At 39.7% G+C, this 16,120-nt stretch carries 15 protein-coding genes; all 15 read right to left on the bottom strand.

Annotated elements, in window-relative coordinates; translation table 11 throughout:
• Positions 1-6 precede the first annotated feature (6 nt).
• Positions 7-840 (bottom strand): type IVB secretion system protein IcmH/DotU, encoded by an 834-nt coding sequence (icmH, locus tag PVK71_RS14655; protein WP_274419615.1) that lies wholly within the window; start codon positions 838-840, stop codon positions 7-9.
• A gap of 1 nt (position 841) precedes the next feature.
• The gene (tssK, locus tag PVK71_RS14650) at positions 842-2,164 is read right to left on the bottom strand and encodes a type VI secretion system baseplate subunit TssK (protein WP_274419614.1); all 1,323 of its coding nucleotides are present in this window, start codon (positions 2,162-2,164) and stop codon (positions 842-844) included.
• 11 nt (positions 2,165-2,175) lie between these two features.
• Positions 2,176-2,664, bottom strand: a complete 489-nt coding sequence (tssJ, locus tag PVK71_RS14645; RefSeq protein ID WP_274419613.1) for a type VI secretion system lipoprotein TssJ — start codon at positions 2,662-2,664, stop codon at positions 2,176-2,178.
• 35 nt (positions 2,665-2,699) lie between these two features.
• On the bottom strand, positions 2,700-3,992 hold the full coding sequence (gene tagH / locus PVK71_RS14640) for a type VI secretion system-associated FHA domain protein TagH (protein WP_274419612.1): 1,293 nt from the start codon (positions 3,990-3,992) through the stop codon (positions 2,700-2,702).
• A 1-nt stretch (position 3,993) separates the two neighbouring features.
• Positions 3,994-4,122, bottom strand: a complete 129-nt coding sequence (locus PVK71_RS14635) for a hypothetical protein (protein WP_130043297.1) — start codon at positions 4,120-4,122, stop codon at positions 3,994-3,996.
• 2 nt (positions 4,123-4,124) lie between these two features.
• Positions 4,125-5,657, bottom strand: coding sequence for a sigma-54 interaction domain-containing protein (locus PVK71_RS14630; RefSeq protein WP_274419611.1), 1,533 nt, complete (start codon positions 5,655-5,657; stop codon positions 4,125-4,127).
• Between the two features lie 2 nt (positions 5,658-5,659).
• Positions 5,660-8,242: a type VI secretion system ATPase TssH gene (tssH, locus tag PVK71_RS14625; RefSeq protein WP_274419610.1), complete on the bottom strand. Its 2,583-nt coding sequence runs from the start codon at positions 8,240-8,242 to the stop codon at positions 5,660-5,662.
• Positions 8,239-9,309: a type VI secretion system baseplate subunit TssG gene (gene tssG / locus PVK71_RS14620; protein WP_274419609.1), complete on the bottom strand. Its 1,071-nt coding sequence runs from the start codon at positions 9,307-9,309 to the stop codon at positions 8,239-8,241. Before tssG ends, tssH begins: the two co-directional genes overlap by 4 nt.
• Positions 9,273-11,024 carry a type VI secretion system baseplate subunit TssF gene (tssF, locus tag PVK71_RS14615; protein ID WP_274419608.1) on the bottom strand — a complete coding sequence of 584 codons (1,752 nt, stop codon included), beginning with the start codon at positions 11,022-11,024 and terminating at the stop codon, positions 9,273-9,275. Before tssF ends, tssG begins: the two co-directional genes overlap by 37 nt.
• Positions 11,021-11,416: a type VI secretion system baseplate subunit TssE gene (tssE, locus tag PVK71_RS14610; RefSeq protein ID WP_274419607.1), complete on the bottom strand. Its 396-nt coding sequence runs from the start codon at positions 11,414-11,416 to the stop codon at positions 11,021-11,023. The genes tssF and tssE overlap by 4 nt, the downstream gene beginning before the upstream one ends.
• Positions 11,417-11,554: 138 nt before the next feature.
• Positions 11,555-13,030 carry a type VI secretion system contractile sheath large subunit gene (gene tssC / locus PVK71_RS14605; RefSeq protein ID WP_130086725.1) on the bottom strand — a complete coding sequence of 492 codons (1,476 nt, stop codon included), beginning with the start codon at positions 13,028-13,030 and terminating at the stop codon, positions 11,555-11,557.
• Positions 13,031-13,033: 3 nt separating this feature from the next.
• Positions 13,034-13,534, bottom strand: coding sequence for a type VI secretion system contractile sheath small subunit (gene tssB, locus PVK71_RS14600; protein ID WP_130043304.1), 501 nt, complete (start codon positions 13,532-13,534; stop codon positions 13,034-13,036).
• A gap of 48 nt (positions 13,535-13,582) precedes the next feature.
• Complete coding sequence (tssA, locus tag PVK71_RS14595) at positions 13,583-15,136, bottom strand: type VI secretion system protein TssA (RefSeq protein ID WP_274419606.1); 1,554 nt, start codon at positions 15,134-15,136, stop codon at positions 13,583-13,585.
• Between the two features lie 226 nt (positions 15,137-15,362).
• Positions 15,363-15,536, bottom strand: coding sequence for a pleiotropic regulatory protein RsmS (gene rsmS, locus PVK71_RS14590; RefSeq protein ID WP_274419632.1), 174 nt, complete (start codon positions 15,534-15,536; stop codon positions 15,363-15,365).
• A 22-nt stretch (positions 15,537-15,558) separates the two neighbouring features.
• Complete coding sequence (locus PVK71_RS14585; RefSeq protein WP_274419605.1) at positions 15,559-16,110, bottom strand: primosomal replication protein; 552 nt, start codon at positions 16,108-16,110, stop codon at positions 15,559-15,561.
• Between the last annotated feature and the right edge of the window lie 10 nt (positions 16,111-16,120).

Here is a 16,120-nt window from a genome sequence, read left to right as displayed (position 1 = left end):
AAAATCCTATAAATCAATTTGTTGAAACGCTTGAATTACGTGCTCTGATTGCTGATCCAAAACGTAGTAAAAGCCACTATAAATAGCGCAGAGAGAGAAAGTAACCACGCACACAATACCAATCCATGAGGTTTGTTTAGTCAACTTATGGCGTTGTACTTGTTTTGGCTCCCAATTGGGTGAGAGACTGGATTCTTGTTCAGGACGTAGAGAGCGGATCTGTCGATATAATGAATCCCGAATGGCCTCAAGCTCAATTAACCCTCTGGATAGAACTCGATATTTTCCTTCAAAGCCTAAGCTTAAGCATAAGTACATTAGCTCTAAGAGATCCAAATATTTCGCCGGGTTACGACTGAGCTTTTCGAGTAATAAGAAAAACTTTTCGCCTCCATAAGTCTCGTTATGAAAGCTGCTTAACATACTTTGTGAGGCCCAATGGCTTTCAGAGCCCCAAGGGGTGGTAACAATGATTTCATCGACAAACGAACATAAAAGATAGCGAGAAAGTGCAACATAGTTATTCTCAACTCCTGAGTTAAGGGCTTGAAACTCGAATGACTTCAACTCTTCAACTAATTTTGGTTTAAGTAGCTCAATATCTTGATAGCTTTCTTTTTTTAAATCACACGTAATGCACAGCAGAGAAGAAGCTGCACTGATGAGTGGATTGTTGCCTGAAAAATTATACTCTTCAGGTTTAATTCTAGCGGCATACACCATGCGATCTTGCAATTGATCGAATTTTGGCGCGCTGGTATTTTGCGTTAATGTTGGATTGATCTGATTTAGCTCTTGAGTAATGAGTACAGTGCGATCGTCCATGTTACTGCTGTTCATATTAACTGTTCCTTATTGCCCAGAAGAAGAGAGAAAGTTCAGGGAAATCACCTGCAATATGGAAGGCGAATCCACCCGATTGGGTCAGTTGTGAGCGATCATTCGCATTAAGATCTAAGGTGAAATAGCAATAATCGCCATGAAAAGGTACTTGTCTTGGTGCTACAGAAAGAGATCGGCAAGTGATCCCTGGAAGTTGCAAGTTCACTAAATTACGTATCTTTTCTACTGGGCCTACTTTGAGCTGTGGCGGTAACTGTTTACGGAGGGTTTCAGCGTCTGTGTGTGAGCGAGCAGCAAGAATAAAAGTTGCCTCTTGCAATAAGCTGTCGTCTGAAATTGGGGCGATAAGTACACCGTGATTGCGCTTTTGAAGAGGAATTTCAAAGGCATTTTGTTTCAGTGATTGATTTAGCTGTTTACGTAGCTGAAATAAAATACGCTCAAAAGATTCGCCCTGTTCTTTATGGTTATAGGCAAGGTCAAGATTACCTCTACGATGCGTTGAATCGTAAGCTGAAAGTTCGCCTTGCAACGAAGCCAGTAATAAGAAGAGTTCTTCAGGATGATAATGAGAGCATTTATTTAAATAATTAAGCTGCGGTTCATATCGATTAAGTAATTGAAGTAAAAGAAAGTCTCCAATCTCAGAGGTTGCATGGCCTGATTGGGTAATACGCTCTGCTAAGATATCAGCCTTATGAGTGACCAGTGTCAATACTTCCCGTAATGCTCTATGGACTAAAGAGGAGTGAAGACCATTAATAAAACTGGCTTCAAAATGAGTGTTAAGTTGAATCGCGCCTTCTGGAGTGACTTGTTTTACTTCACATAATTTGAGTTTTACCCAGTGGTTGTCAATTTCATCTTCAGTAATAATATGAAAATCAAGATCACCACAGCTAATGGTTTGTAGGTTTTGCACTTGCGCATTATTATCGGCAACCGTGAGATCATAAGAGACATAACGAGTATTAATGTCGACTTCTTTTTCTTCTCGAGCTTCAGGGCTATTTAGTGTGGATAGAGACACTGCCAAATACAAATTGAGATTGGTTGCAGGGGCATCCGATTCCCAAATGATAGGGTTAGTTTGATGCTGAATATCAAATAAAGAACCATCAGGAAGGATCCCAGAAGCTTGACTGATCACGATTTTTCCAACAGAGAGGTGATGACTATCAAAGCTAAGGGAGTGGAATCCCCAATTGTACCTGTGTTGTTGTTGAGTTCTTACTTGTAACTGATTGTGGTAATAACGGTCATTTTGCTGAAAATGTTGAGGCCGTAATAACATGCCTTCTTTCCATATAACTTTTTGCATAATTTTGTCCTCTAAATACGCGTATTGTTATTGGTAGGCGATGTTTTTTTCTTTACTCGCTCTAGCTTTACGATGGCGTTATTTGTAGCGATAAGCTCAATTTTTTGAGCCTTTTGTTGCTTCACGGTGTAGATATAATGCCAATTGGCATTATCAATATTTTGATAAGCGCCAATAACTGCTAAATATTGACCTTTAACATCAAGCTTCAATTTAATGGTTTTTTGATCTCCCGGTCGTAAGATAAGCTCTTCTTCAGCGATGAAATCCGACCCTAATGTTGATTTTGCGTTGTTGTATAAATCAAAAAATTCCGCATTTTCAAAACTGGTGACAGAGGATATTTCAATGACTTTAATGACTAATGGAGAAGGGCGATCAACATGGTCGGGGTTGAGTTCTGAAGATGCGTTCAAGGTTAACGCGACGTAAGTTGGGTCAGGTGTACTGCTGCACGCACTGAGAAACAGCAAAGTTATGAGGGTAATTAATTTTTTCATAATGATAACGTCCTTTTCATTTCACTATTTAATGGCTATACGCGAAGCGCTGCAGAGAGCATCTGTAATTGAGTTTCATATTGTTTAGCAAAATCTTGCTCTAATAAGGCATTTCTCCAATCGGGATCTTTACTAATTTGCTCGTGTAATTTGCTGTATGCCTGCCAATATTGCGCATCGGCTTTTCCAAATTTGCTTTGCACACCTTCTTGAACAAATCGGTATATCAAAGTTTGTGGCGATAATTTATCAATCAGCGCATCTAAGGTGTGCTGGCATGCGTCATGGATAGCCAGTTGATTAGCTTGAATGTCTTTACAGCTTTGACTTATTGCTTCAATACCTTGTAAATACCCCGGCTTGTGGTGAATGATGACATTAAGGGCATCATTTACATCGTGGCTAAATTTTATTGGGTTATTTCCTTGTGCTTGGATGGTTGTGGCATTTGCAGTTAGTTTATTTTTCAGTTCGGTACGGGTACGCAGAAGCTGTTGTATGCCATTGACTGAACTGCGTAGTGCTGCACCAATTTCAAATAAGGTTTGCTCTGGATCTTCCAAGTTATTCAGCTCTATTCCTAGACCTTTAGATAGTGCGGCTAAATAGGCATCATTATCTTCACCGATAGCCTCCGCTTGTGGTTGCGTACGTTGAGTTGTTTGTCTTTTCGTTGATGCGTGAGCTTTAGACGTAGGTTGAGTTTTGAATGCTTGAGTTTCCAATTCAATGTCTTCGCTAATAATGTCGTCATCAAGCACGGGAGAGATAAATTGCTCTTTAAGCAAAGCATCATCCATAATGGATTGAGAGGGAACGTTCTCTTCCACTTGCTTTAGAATGATCTCCTCATCGCTGTTTAAGAGCTCCTCAATGGGAGTATTACTTAAAAAGCTGTCGTCGGGGATCATATCAAATACCGATGGGTTCTGATCGGTACCATGATTAGCAAGAGGATCTAATGCGGCGTTATTTGTTGGCTCAGGGGATGCATAATTTGTTGGATCTTGAAGAATTCGCGCTCTTATTTTGATAAACCCTAACTCATAAACATCACCATGAGAAACAGGATGCAGTTCACCAGTATTTAAAGAGGCTTCTTGACCATCAAAATAGGTTCCATTGGTGCTGCTATCGGTAATGAAATATTGTTGGTCATCAAAACTGATCGATGCATGAATATTGGATAATTGACGTTTAGTATCCGCGATATACCAATCGGCATTTGGACTGCGGCCTATGGTTCCACCTGCTTTTTTGAAGGTGAAAGTAGGCAGAGTATCGATAGGAAGATCGTGTGATTTAATGATATCAAAGGCCAGTTCCATTTTATTCTTCCTCTGTAATTAATGTCGATTGCTCTTGCGGTTCAGGGTTGCCAACAGGGCGATAATCATCGTAATTACTGCATGCTGATAGCAGTAACAAGGTTGTGATTAATGAAAAGCGTAACAACATGCTTAGTATCTCCATTCCTTGGCGGATAAATTAAATTTTCGTAATCGATAATCGAGTGAGCCCTTTGATAGTTCGAGTCGATTAGCGACCGTTTGCAGGTGACCTTGATGCTTTTCTAGATATTGCATCAAAACGTTTTTTTCAAACTGCTCAATTTGTTCAGAAAGGCTACCCATTAACAGGGGCTCTTCTTGTTTCTTTGGTGCTATGATCATGATGCCGTTTAAGACTTGTGTAATGATTTCTTTGTCTAACTGTTTGCTATTTGGGGCTTCCATACAGCATCGTTCAATGATGTTTTTAAGCTCGCGCACATTGCCAGGAAATGCATAATTCGACAGGCATTCAATAAAGCCTTTGCTTAACGTTGGTGACGTTTGGTGTTGTTCTTTGGCGTAATGCTCTGCAAAAAAACGCCCTAAAAGTGCAATGTCCTCTTCTCTTTCTCTAAGTGGTGGAAGGGCGATGGGAAATTGCGCTAGACGGAAATAGAGATCTTGACGAAATTCCCCTTGTTCAATTTTGTTAAGCAGGATTTGATGGGTCGCCGAAATGACTTTTACATCAACATCATAGAGTGTTGTTGAGCCAAGAGGGCGTACTTTCTTCTCTTCTAACACGCGAAGTAATTTGGCCTGAAGAGAGCTTGGCATATCACCGATCTCATCTAAAAACAAAATACCTTTATCTGCTGAACGTATCAGTCCAATGTAATCTCTATCTGCTCCTGTGAAGGCGCCTTTTTGATAACCAAACAACTCACTCTCTAGTAAGTGTTCAGGAATGGAGGCACAGTTTTGAACCACATAGGGCTCATTTCTTCGGTTTCCAAATTGGTGAATGGCTTTGGCGATTAGCTCTTTACCACTGCCTGTTTCCCCAGTAACTAAAACGTTACGATTAATATGCAGGGCTTTTGAAATAGTTAATCGTACATTTTTAATCGCTTGGCTCTCTCCTATGATATTTAAATCGGAAGGAATATGAGCCGATTGGGATTGAGGAGACAGTTTTTCTTCCAGAGAATGATGTTGGTTTTTTAAGGCAAATGCTAAGCGATCAATCGCCAATGAATTAAGCGTATTAATCGTTTGTCTGTCGCTCTTTTGATAACAAGTAAAACGTGAAAAATAGAACATCAACACCCCTGAAACACGTCCTTGAGCATTCCTTAATGGCATGAATTCAACTTCACCATCAGTGAGTGAATAATGTTCAGTGTGATCAAATAGGGTATCTTTGATTTCATCACTACACTGACTGAAATGAAGGTTAAAGTTACGACCTTCACTCATGCACAGCGTTAAGGTATTAAACTCGCTATAGTCGGTATTAATGCGCTTATTTGTGTGTTGGTTCTGCTCGACAGCGGTAAGTTTGATTTTGCTATTACCATTGTCTTGAGTGAAGCCTTCCGCCATTTTAAACAGTTGAGTTCCTGAGGCTTGAGATAAAAAGCAAATGACTTTTTGAGCACCACTGTGCTTGAGAACACCAGATAACCAACATTGAGTAAACTCACCTTGATCTGACATAGTTACTCCCCAAACTCACAGCAAACTTGTCCATCAGAGTCGATAGCAAGAGTGATTTGGCGTAATGGCTCTTTTCGAGCAAGTGCCAATAATATTTGAGATGAAAACGCAGGTTTTAATTGATGATTAATAACGGCATCAATATTTCGAGCACCAGTTTCGGTTAAGGTGCAGCTTTGAGCTATGTGATGGGCAATGGCTTCATCAAAATCTAGCGTAATGTCTTGTTGTAGAAGCTGAGTTTGCAGTTGGTTTAGCCGAATAGTGACTAAGGCCTTCATGCTATCGAGCTCTAGTGGGAAGAAAGGAACTACATTCATTCGACCAACAAGAGCAGGTTTAAAGTATTGATTTAGCGTTGGGCGAATGGCTTTAGTTAGCTCGGCTGTGGTTGGCTTTGCTTCTTGGCTGCACAGGGCTTCAATTTGGTCTGATGCCAAGTTAGATGTCATGATAATAAGAGTTTGTCTGAAATTGATTTCTCGGCCTTCACCATCATTCGCCACGCCTTTATCAAAGATCTGATAAAAGAGGTTCATTACTTCTGGATCGGCTTTTTCAACTTCATCAAGTAGAACAACAGAATAAGGTCGTTGACGTACCGCTTCCGTTAATACGCCACCTTCACCATAACCAACATAACCTGGAGGGGAACCAATAAGGCGAGAAACCGTGTGTTTTTCTTGGAACTCAGACATATTGATGGTGGTAAGAAATTGCTCACCGCCATACATTAGATCTGCGATTGCTTGCGCGGTTTGGGTTTTTCCCACACCACTTGGACCGACAAACAGAAAAACACCTGTTGGGGCATTGGGATTATTAAGCCCTGCAGCCGTAGCTTGAATGGCTTTTTCTAATGCAATAACGGCTTGATCTTGACCTTTAATTTGTTCTTTAAGTTGGCGTTTTATGTTCAGCACTTGCGTTGCTTGACCGCGTTGTAAAGTGCTTAATGGTATTCCTGTCCAATGAGAAACCACTTCTGCAACAAGAGAAGGACAGGTTTCATAATTGACCAGAGAGCCCAAAGTCTGGGCATTAGTGAGTTGCTGATAAATTTCTTGTTGATTGCAAACTAAGCGTTCACGTTCAGCTTCTTCATCACATTGTGCAATATCGATTCTTGAAGTCAGTAAGGCTTCTGCTAACTCTTTTTGCTCGCACCATTGCTGTTCTAGTTCGTTCGCTTGCTGCTGCGTTTGTACTAATGTGTCTTCGAGACGAGTAATGAGGCTTTCTTCGATATTAATTCCGGCTTGTTTGTCCCTTATAACGCAATCTAATTCTCGTTGGGTAATTGCAATGGTATGCAAAAGCGCTTCTAACGATCCTGGTTTAGCTTTTAGGTTGATCTTTACTCGTGCACAAGCAGTATCAAGAAGGTCAATGGCTTTATCTGGTAATTGACGTCCACTAATGTAACGAGCGGACAATTCAGCGGCAGCAATAATGGCATCGTCTCGTACATAAACGCCGTGACTCTCTTCATAACGTTCAGCAAGTCCACGTAAGATGGTGATGGCTTGTTCTACGCTAGGTTCAAGAACTTTCACAGGTTGGAATCGACGAGCTAAAGCAGGATCTTTTTCAATGTATTTTTTATACTCAGACCACGTCGTCGCGCCAATGGTGCGTAATTCACCACGAGCGAGCGCCGGTTTTAATAAGTTCGCTGCATCGTTACTTCCAGCTTGTCCACCTGCACCAATTAAGGTATGGGCTTCATCAATGAAAAGAATGATAGGACTTGGACTTTCTTGAACGGCAGTAATAACGAGATTTAAACGGCGTTCAAACTCACCTTTAATGCTTGCGCCGGCTTGTAATAAGCCTAAATCTAACGAAAGAAGAGACACATTTTGTAAAAGATCAGGAACTTCACCGTGTGCTATCTTGATGGCTAAGCCTTCGACTAATGCGGTTTTACCGACTCCAGCTTCGCCAACAATCATCGGATTGTTTTTACGGCGGCGAGCTAAGATGTCGATCATTTGTCTGATCTCACTGTCTCGGCATAATACTGGGTCGATTTTATCTTCTTTAGCAAGTTGGGTGTAATTGGTGGTGTAGGCCTCTAGCGCACTTTGATGCTCATGATTAGTGTGTTCGTTTTGAGTTACAGAGTCGATAAGCCCTTCGACTTGCTGCTTAAGAGAAGATGGAGGGATAACGCTTAATTCACGATAATAAGGCGTGTGGCCATATTTATTTGGGTGTGAAAGTAGGGTTAATAACAAATTAGCGGCTAACACCTCTGCTAACTTCATTTCAAGCATGGAATATAAATAACTTTCTTGTAGCCATTCAATTAGAGCAGTAGAGAGGACGGGGTGATTGCTTTCAGATACTGTACTTTTTCGTCCGTGTTGTAGAGCTTCAATTAAACGTTCGCTTGATACTTGGTATTGCTGACATGCTTTATTCCAAAAACTTTGCGGGTTATTAAGCGCTGCTAGGATGAAATCCTCACACAGTACCTCGTTTCCTCCACGAGCCACACATAATTGAGCTGCTTGCTCTAGCGCTAAGTGGGATTCTTTGTCTAAGGTCTTAATTAATTGAGGTAATTCTACGTTAATCATAATGTCTTCCCTGAAAGTGTAATACGTCCTTCATTCGAACTTGAACCTAGCCAACTCGTCCAACCTAAGCAGCATTCATTGCTGTCTGATAGGGTCAATGGACGGGGTTCATCATTTTTTAAATGAAGTTGAATGTCGAAGTCGAGTGGATCTTTTACGGTAAATTGCACTAATCGATTTAGAGCAATCCAATTGGGTTTATCGGTTAAAAATGAATGAAAGTGTTCCCATGTCAGTTGAGTAATATGAATTCTAAATTTATTCGCACGGTCAGGTGCACAGTCTCCAAGCACAACATTACTAGAGAGTGAGGAATTCATTACGCCTAATGAGCACAGCTGTTTTTCTGGTATATGGCAGTGACGTAAAATACATTCTTCAATGTGAATATCAGAATGCTGAAAGTAATAACGCAATAAGGCTTCGATGGTATTTGCCGATCGAACACGTTGGCTTAATAATCCTAAATATGGAAACAAACGAGGCCAATTTATTGATTTGTCGTCACGTAACTCTTTGTTTTTTAGCCCGAGCAAGGCAAAAATATGTTGAGAGAATGGGTCATCTGCCCCTTCTCTAAATGCAGCGTTATAGCGGTATTTTTGCCATACATTTCGAATAAGGCGGTGAAGACGATGATGAAAAATATCGAGAAATGGCTTCAGGACATTGTGTTCATCTTGCAATAAATAGTCATTGTAATAATGAGGCAGAGGGGAGGATGCCCCAATCAGCGACAGCATATTTAAAGTCATGATGATTTTTGGTAACCCATCATTATTGCTTACAACCGACACGCTTTGGATTTCTCGCGGAGCAAAGCCCTGAGAAGGATTAGCAATAAATTGTATACGCTCATAAGCGTCATCGTGAGATAAATCATAATGAGAACAAAGTTGATAACACACATGATCAAGCGCTTTCATTAATGATAAATGACCAATATTCTCAACCGAGATATTTAGCGCAAGCGCAGATTCAACCGTTATTGATGGCAGAGGGTTGAAGACTATTGGTGCTGTTTCTTCAGTTAGATAAGAGGTTGCTGCCCCATTCGTGGTTGCCATGAATAGTCTCCTCCATCTGTACTTGTCACGTTAAGTTGATTAAATGAATTCATACTGGTGTAGAGAGACAGGAATTCATTAATGACGGTTGCGAAGAGATAAAGCTCACCTTCACATAAAAAATGCTTACTGTTGAGATGTAAATGGGTATTCATGGCACGAACAGGCGCCCCTTCATATAACATATCACTTGGTTTTGTGGTGATGTCCTCAATGCCATCAATTAAACGTTGATGTTTTTTTCCCTTAGCGTCGTCTTGCTGACCTGCAAAGTCGTAAGCTAACAAAATGCGTTTAAATGCTTCTGGTTTGGTTAATGAGAGATAATTAAGCGACATGTTTGAGATCAGTGACCACAATCCGTCTTTTTCAATCGGTGGCGTATAACAAGGCGTAACTGCACGTACATTAGTAAATGTCACCGAACCTGTGGTTTGGGATGTGGTTTCTGTAATGGAGCCTATTGCTAATCGTTGAGCTAATGGGCCATTACACGCAGTAACAGACAGTGACACGGTCACGTTATTAGTAAAGGTATATTGAGAGCGAAAGGATAAATAGGTATCAAAATGCCCATTCACAATGTTCTTTTCTTGTCGAATGCTGTAATAATTCGAGTGTTTATTTTTATCATTATGTTCAAATGATTCAAAGTGATAAAAATGGATTCGCCCTTTTTGACCAGGGTTCCATCCTTGTACCTCTTCAATAGATAAAATCGTGCTATTAGCATCAGTAAATGATGCAGGCGTAATTTTATATTGATCTTTACGGTGGGTAAGTAAGATCGGCTGCGTATCCGTTTGAAATGAATTAACAATTGGTGTGCAAAACAATTCGGGCTTTATACGGTTCGCATAAAATGGTTGCTGAGTAAGGCTAGCAATGGTGAAACGGAGATCTATGTATTTACACCCTTCACTAAACTGAGCTGGCCAAAGAGGAAGTTCAGTTAAGTCAATGTAGTAATACTTTTCTGGATAACAAAAAAATTCTTGAATATGTCGATAGCCCTCGAACGTATTAAGAGGATAATCAAACAGTGCTTGATCTGAAGAAAAACCAACAGATTGAATACTGTCTACTGAGAAAGTAGAACGATTAATAAGAGTATTATCTTTGTCTAATGCACAAAACTCAGCTTGAGTGGTGGTTGAGCAAAGCGCCATGATTAACGCAAGGCTGCTGGCTTTATCACCGTTAAAGTGAACTTTAAGCTGTTTCATATTAAGAGAATGCAGTGTAACCCCAGATGGAAGCTCTAACCGGAGCTGATATATCCCGCCATTCCCGTTTGCAGTAAATGATGATGAATGAATTGAAATTGGGTACACGTCGACGTCATAACAGGTCTTAAATTGACACTGAACCCCTTCAATGGGCTGGCTTAATACTTCGGTACCACGCTTAATTAAGGTTTTTTGTGTTAGTGCATCGGTTGGTGTGAATTTCAAGGTACTCATTGCGGGTAACGCTTGCACGTAATTGGGCCATAAGAGTCGCATCAATGAATGGGTTAGCTCTGGCAATTGATTATCTAAACGTTGATGTAAACGACCAACTAAAAAAGCAAATCCTTCAAACAGACGCTCAATATCTGGGTCTAAACCTTCTTGACCAAGAAAAGGAGCAAGGGCAGGATTCTCTTCAGAAAAAGATTTTCCTAGCTCGCGTAAGGCTACTAATTCAGAATGATAATACTGCTCAAAACTCATGCTGCACCTTGCATTGGATTATTCGTGGTAAATGAAATTGGGACTATTTGACCATTTAGAATTACGTCTCCTTGAATATCAAAATACAAATGCAGTGGACTGTGTATGTCCCCTAGGTAGCGTACTTGAATATTGCTAAGGCGAGACTCATAACAAGTGATGACACGTTCGATTTCTCGCTTCACATGCAAAATGGCATCGTGAGGAGTCATGTGGGACATATTAAGATCTGGTAGACCTAAATCAGGTCGAATAAGTGCCGCTCCTTGTCGTGTTGATAGCAGTTGTGCAACGTGAGCGCGAATAGACTCAGTAATCGCATGAGTTGTTGATGCTTGGTTATGTTGCGTTGTACCGGTTAATAGCCGTTCAAACAAACGTTGTGATGCCATGTGTCATTAATCCATTAATGCGTGATAGTTGGGTAAACTATCTATATTTATAAAGCTTTCTATACTTATAAAGTTTTCTGTACTTATAAAACTCTCTGTACCCATAAAAAACGAATGTATGAGCACAGAGAAATACGGTTACTCTTGATCCAGTTTGCCAACCAGTGACAACGTAAAATCAGAACCCATGTATTTAAAGTGAGGACGAACCGAAAGATTGACTTTGTACCAACCAGGGTTTCCTTCAACGTCCATAACTTCAATGTTTGCTGCGCGCAGCGGCCTACGACTACGAACTTCTGCTGGTGGGTTCTCTTGGTCTGCAATATATTGGCGTATCCAAGTATTTAACTCTTGCTCTAGATCGGTACGCTCTTTCCAACTACCAATTTGTTCGCGCTGTAATACTTTTATGTAATGAGCAAGGCGGCTAATAATGAAAAGATAAGGAAGCTGAGTACCTAAACGGTAATTTAACTCGGCGGTTTTACCTTCTTCGGTATTACCGAAAAATTTGGCTTTTTGCACTGAGTTTGCAGAGAAAAACGCCGCATTATCCGATCCTTTTCGCATGGTTAGTGCGATAAATCCTTCTTCTGCTAATTCGTATTCTCGGCGATCTGAAACCAGAACTTCGGTTGGGATTTTAGTTTCAATGTCACCCATGCTTTCAAAATGATGCAGAGGTAAATCTTCAACAGCCCCTCCAGATTGAGGGCCGATGATGTTTGGACACCAACGGAAATTTGCAAAGCTGTCAGTAATACGTGACGCCATCGTAAAGGCGGTATTGCCCCATAAATAATCTTCATGCGTGGCAGAGACATTTTCATGATAATTAAATGTTTTTACAGGGTTCTCTTCTGGGTCATATGGTTGACGTAATAAGAACCTTGGTAATGTTAAACCAACAAAACGTGAATCTTCTTGCTCGCGGAAGCTTTGCCATTTTGTGTATTGTGGGCTTTCAAAGTGATCACTCAGATCTTTAAGATCAGGAAGACCTTCAAATGACTCTAAACCAAAGAACTTAGGTCCAGCAGCAGAAATGAAAGGGGCATGAGCCATTGCTGCTACAGACGCCACATTTTGAAGATTTTTAATGTCAGGCGCAGAAGGGCCAAAGTCATAATTACCAATGATAGCACCAACAGGTTGCCCACCAAATGTGCCAAACTCATTAGTGTAGACGTGCTTATAAAGCCCTGATTGAGTGATTTCAGATGCATCTTCAAAGTCCTCTAATAAATCGTTTTTAGATACATTAATGACTTCAATTTTGATGTTTTCACGGAAGTCAGTGCGATCAACTAATAATTTTAAACCGCGCCATGCTGATTCGAGTTGCTGGAAAGCAGAATGGTGTAATATCTCATCAACTTGAGTTCCTAAGCGTTGATCAATTTCGGTGATCATCTTGTCAATTAATGCTTTTTTAACTGGTTCTGCTTGGTTGTGTGGCTTTAATAGTTCTTCAATAAAAGCACTAACACCACGTTTAGCAATACCATAGGTCTCGTCTTCTGGTGTTAAGTTTGTTTGAGCAACAATTTGGTCAAGAAGGCCAGCAGTCGTTTCATTTTGCGCCTCTTGCAATGTACTTGTTTCTGACATGAATTATTCCTTTTCTGTTGCTAAACCAAGTTCGTTTAAAAGCTTCTCGCGGGCAGTTTCATCCACTAAGGCGTCTTCAATCGCTTTTCTAAATGCAGGCACATTACCTAGCGGTCCTTTTAACGAAACAAGAGCTTCACGAAGGTCCATTAATCCTTTAAGTTCGGGTACTTGTTCTACAATACTTGCAGGATCAAAATCATTAATATGCTTAAAAGAGAGATTTACAGGGATCTCATCGCTACCTTCTTCGCCTTCCTGTAGCTGGTTTTTAACACCAAATTGAATATTCAGGTTTTGTTTTTCAATTACATCGTTAAAGTTGTTTTTATCAACACTAAATGGCTTTCTATCTTCGAGCTTTCGCTCATCTTCTTGTTGAGTAAAATCACCAAGTACCATCATCTTGAGTGGGAGTTCAAGTTCTTCGGTTGCATCACCAGTCGCTGGTTTGAATGTCACATTTACACGCTCTTTTGGCGCAACAGATCCATCTTTTGACATGGGGTCTCCTAGTTTTACATTGTATATCAGTAGGTTAGTGTTTTTGGTTTAGCTGAGAACTCGCATTGGATTTAGACAACAGAGTCGTTCACGTAATTGAGCCATTACGGCTTTATCTTGTTCTTTTACTGGCTGTTGGTTTTGGCATGATAACCAAAGCTCTAATAAACGTTCTTCAAGTACCGGATCCCAATCTCTCAATACTGATCCTGAAAATTGAGTATCGAGCCAGCGAAGTAATGGAATAGCTAAATCAAATTTTTTTGCATGAGATAACAGCTTGGCTTGAGAAAACTGCCAAAAGAAAGCTTCTCTTGCAGAGCGTGAATGATGATGGCCTAAGATAAGTGGGTGTAACGCTTCACTAAGAGAGGATTGATGTAATTGTTCTTGTGCGTCCCTGAGTGTTGAATCCCATTCACTTTTTGTGTTGCTTTCGATAAAAGAGGATTGAGAAGAAACTGATGTTGATTTGGCTTCAGAGCACTGCTGCTCTAACCATGCTTTGGTAGAAGCATTGGCAAATTCAGAACCGTCATCAAATTTAAGAGTAATAATATCGGGTGTTTTTTTGAGTAATAAAGTGAGCTGATCTATGACCGATTGTGCTGCGTCATCATGTTTTAATTCGGTAAGGATTTCCCATACCATGAAATGGCCATCGAGCCAAAAAGGGGATTTCGAGAGGCTCTCTTCTATTTCAATTAATAGCTTAGAATGGTTTGCTTCACTTTTTAGTTGCTGAAAATGCTGCTGTCTAGCTTGAGGGACCGGTTTTAACATGGTTACTTTACTATCATTACTTGCAGGAACCTGTGTAATAGTAAGCCAAGTCAGTGTTCGATTTAGTTGATAGACTTTTTCATCATTAATTCGCTGGTTTAGCCAATATTTAGACAATGAGCGAGCGACATCTTGTAGGTGACGAAGTGCCTTATTAGCATCTCTGTCATTAGTAATTTCTGTTTGTGCGAATGATAGAGATGCATCGCTTGCTACTGTTGTTTTTTTCTCAATTTGTTGAGAGGGAACTGGGGCATCTGGGATGTCTTTGAGTATCGATGATTTTAATCGTTTCTTATGTGTTTTTAATTGATTAATGATAGATGAAACATTATCAGTATTAGACTCAAAAATAGTGGAAATAGTAGTTTCTAAATCAGTAAATAAAACAACAAAGTTATCAATAGATTCTATTTTATCAATATGATTAATTAGTTCCTTTACCGTCTCATTTATTATATTAACACTTTGGTTAATAGATGAATATAAACGTTTCTTTCTACTTGGAAATACATCGGATTTATATTTAATAATAAAACTGTTAATTGTTGGGGTAAGTGTAATAAGTTCTTTAGTTAATCCTTCTTTTTGAATAGACAATAAAATCCAGTAAATTAATCGATAATCTTTGGTTTGTTTTTCAAGTAGATTCAATGAGTTATTGCGAACTAGTGACCAGTCCGTTTTTCTAGTAGCAAACAGATTGGTCGAATTACTTACCTCATTTTCGATGGCTTCAAATTCAGATTCATAAGATAGATCTGTGCCAAAGCGATTCTCTCCTGATATATCAGTGAGAATATTATTATAAGAATACATATTCACCCTAGCCAAATGATGTGATTCAAGAATATTATTAAGTTTTTTATTATTATATTTTTTATTTATAAACTAATGATAAATGGCTATGGGATATTAAGGAAGAGTAATAATTCGCGATGAAAATTAATTGAGAAATAGATCTAAGTTTTATGTAAATAAATTAAATACATCTATTTCACCTGGTTCACTATTGAGAGGCATGACTCATAAGTGAGATGGTTATTTATTTGTTTTTAAAATCATTAAGTACGATTTCTAACGCTTTTATTGCAATTTCTTTTTTTACTTTGTTACTTTCTAATAGGTAAATTAAATCGACAGCAAGTTTAATTTCATCTGGAGCATTATCGAGTGGGCTAGTTGGAGTTTCTTGTTCAATGCTAACGTTAGTTTCGATATCATCGTTAATTGCTTGTTCTTTAGTCATTTTGCTCTCGATAAGTAATTTGTTGTTCTAAACGTTTCATGGCTTCTTTACAGCGTTCTAATCGCTTTTCTGTGCTAAGAAGTGTTTTTTGTAAACCTTGCTGCTGAGAAAAAGAATGGCAGTTATTTATGGCGTGCTCTTGCTCTCTAACCATTTGAGTTAGTCGGCGTTCCCATTCTTGATGTTGAGCCAAGTCTTGATACATATCACTAATCGGCTTTTTGTAGCTGCCTTTTGGCCTTGGTTCATTTGAACGGATACGTTGAGTTGCCACCTCTCGTTGAATTGCTTCTATTTGTGCGACCAGCATTTGCGTTAAATATTCGGCACGTTGGGCTGTGAGGATACCTGCTTTTTCTTCTCGTTGAATTGACCCAAGCGTTGATTTTGTTTCGTTGATGCAAGGAACAAGGTAACGACTGCGGCAGCCAAATAATCGCTCATCAAATAAAGGTAAGCGTTGTTCACCACGGCGACGGTCAATTTCTGCAGCCGTTTTTCCTAGTTGTTCAAGCATGATTTCAATAGAACTGAAGTTTGTCATTGTATCCTCT

It is taken from the genome of Aliivibrio sp. S4MY1 (genome assembly GCF_028765545.1).
Taxonomy (GTDB): Bacteria; Pseudomonadota; Gammaproteobacteria; order Enterobacterales; family Vibrionaceae; genus Aliivibrio.
This window is presented reverse-complemented; position numbering and strand designations above follow the sequence as displayed.

Bases quoted from the DNA above. Each gene is read 5' to 3' on its own strand.
- tagH (WP_274419612.1), bottom strand. From the start codon at position 3,992: ATGGAACTGGCCTTTGATATCATTAAATCACACGATCTTCCTATCGAT.
- icmH (WP_274419615.1), bottom strand. From the start codon at position 840: ATGAACAGCAGTAACATGGACGATCGCACTGTACTCATTACTCAAGAG.
- tssC (WP_130086725.1), bottom strand. From the start codon at position 13,030: ATGTCAGAAACAAGTACATTGCAAGAGGCGCAAAATGAAACGACTGCT.
- tssB (WP_130043304.1), bottom strand. From the start codon at position 13,534: ATGTCAAAAGATGGATCTGTTGCGCCAAAAGAGCGTGTAAATGTGACA.
- tssJ (WP_274419613.1), bottom strand. From the start codon at position 2,664: ATGAAAAAATTAATTACCCTCATAACTTTGCTGTTTCTCAGTGCGTGC.
- tssH (WP_274419610.1), bottom strand. From the start codon at position 8,242: ATGATTAACGTAGAATTACCTCAATTAATTAAGACCTTAGACAAAGAA.
- tssK (WP_274419614.1), bottom strand. From the start codon at position 2,164: ATGCAAAAAGTTATATGGAAAGAAGGCATGTTATTACGGCCTCAACAT.
- tssF (WP_274419608.1), bottom strand. From the start codon at position 11,024: ATGAGTTTTGAGCAGTATTATCATTCTGAATTAGTAGCCTTACGCGAG.
- tssE (WP_274419607.1), bottom strand. From the start codon at position 11,416: ATGGCATCACAACGTTTGTTTGAACGGCTATTAACCGGTACAACGCAA.
- tssA (WP_274419606.1), bottom strand. From the start codon at position 15,136: ATGTATTCTTATAATAATATTCTCACTGATATATCAGGAGAGAATCGC.
- PVK71_RS14585 (WP_274419605.1), bottom strand. From the start codon at position 16,110: ATGACAAACTTCAGTTCTATTGAAATCATGCTTGAACAACTAGGAAAA.
- PVK71_RS14635 (WP_130043297.1), bottom strand. From the start codon at position 4,122: ATGTTGTTACGCTTTTCATTAATCACAACCTTGTTACTGCTATCAGCA.
- PVK71_RS14630 (WP_274419611.1), bottom strand. From the start codon at position 5,657: ATGTCAGATCAAGGTGAGTTTACTCAATGTTGGTTATCTGGTGTTCTC.
- tssG (WP_274419609.1), bottom strand. From the start codon at position 9,309: ATGGCAACCACGAATGGGGCAGCAACCTCTTATCTAACTGAAGAAACA.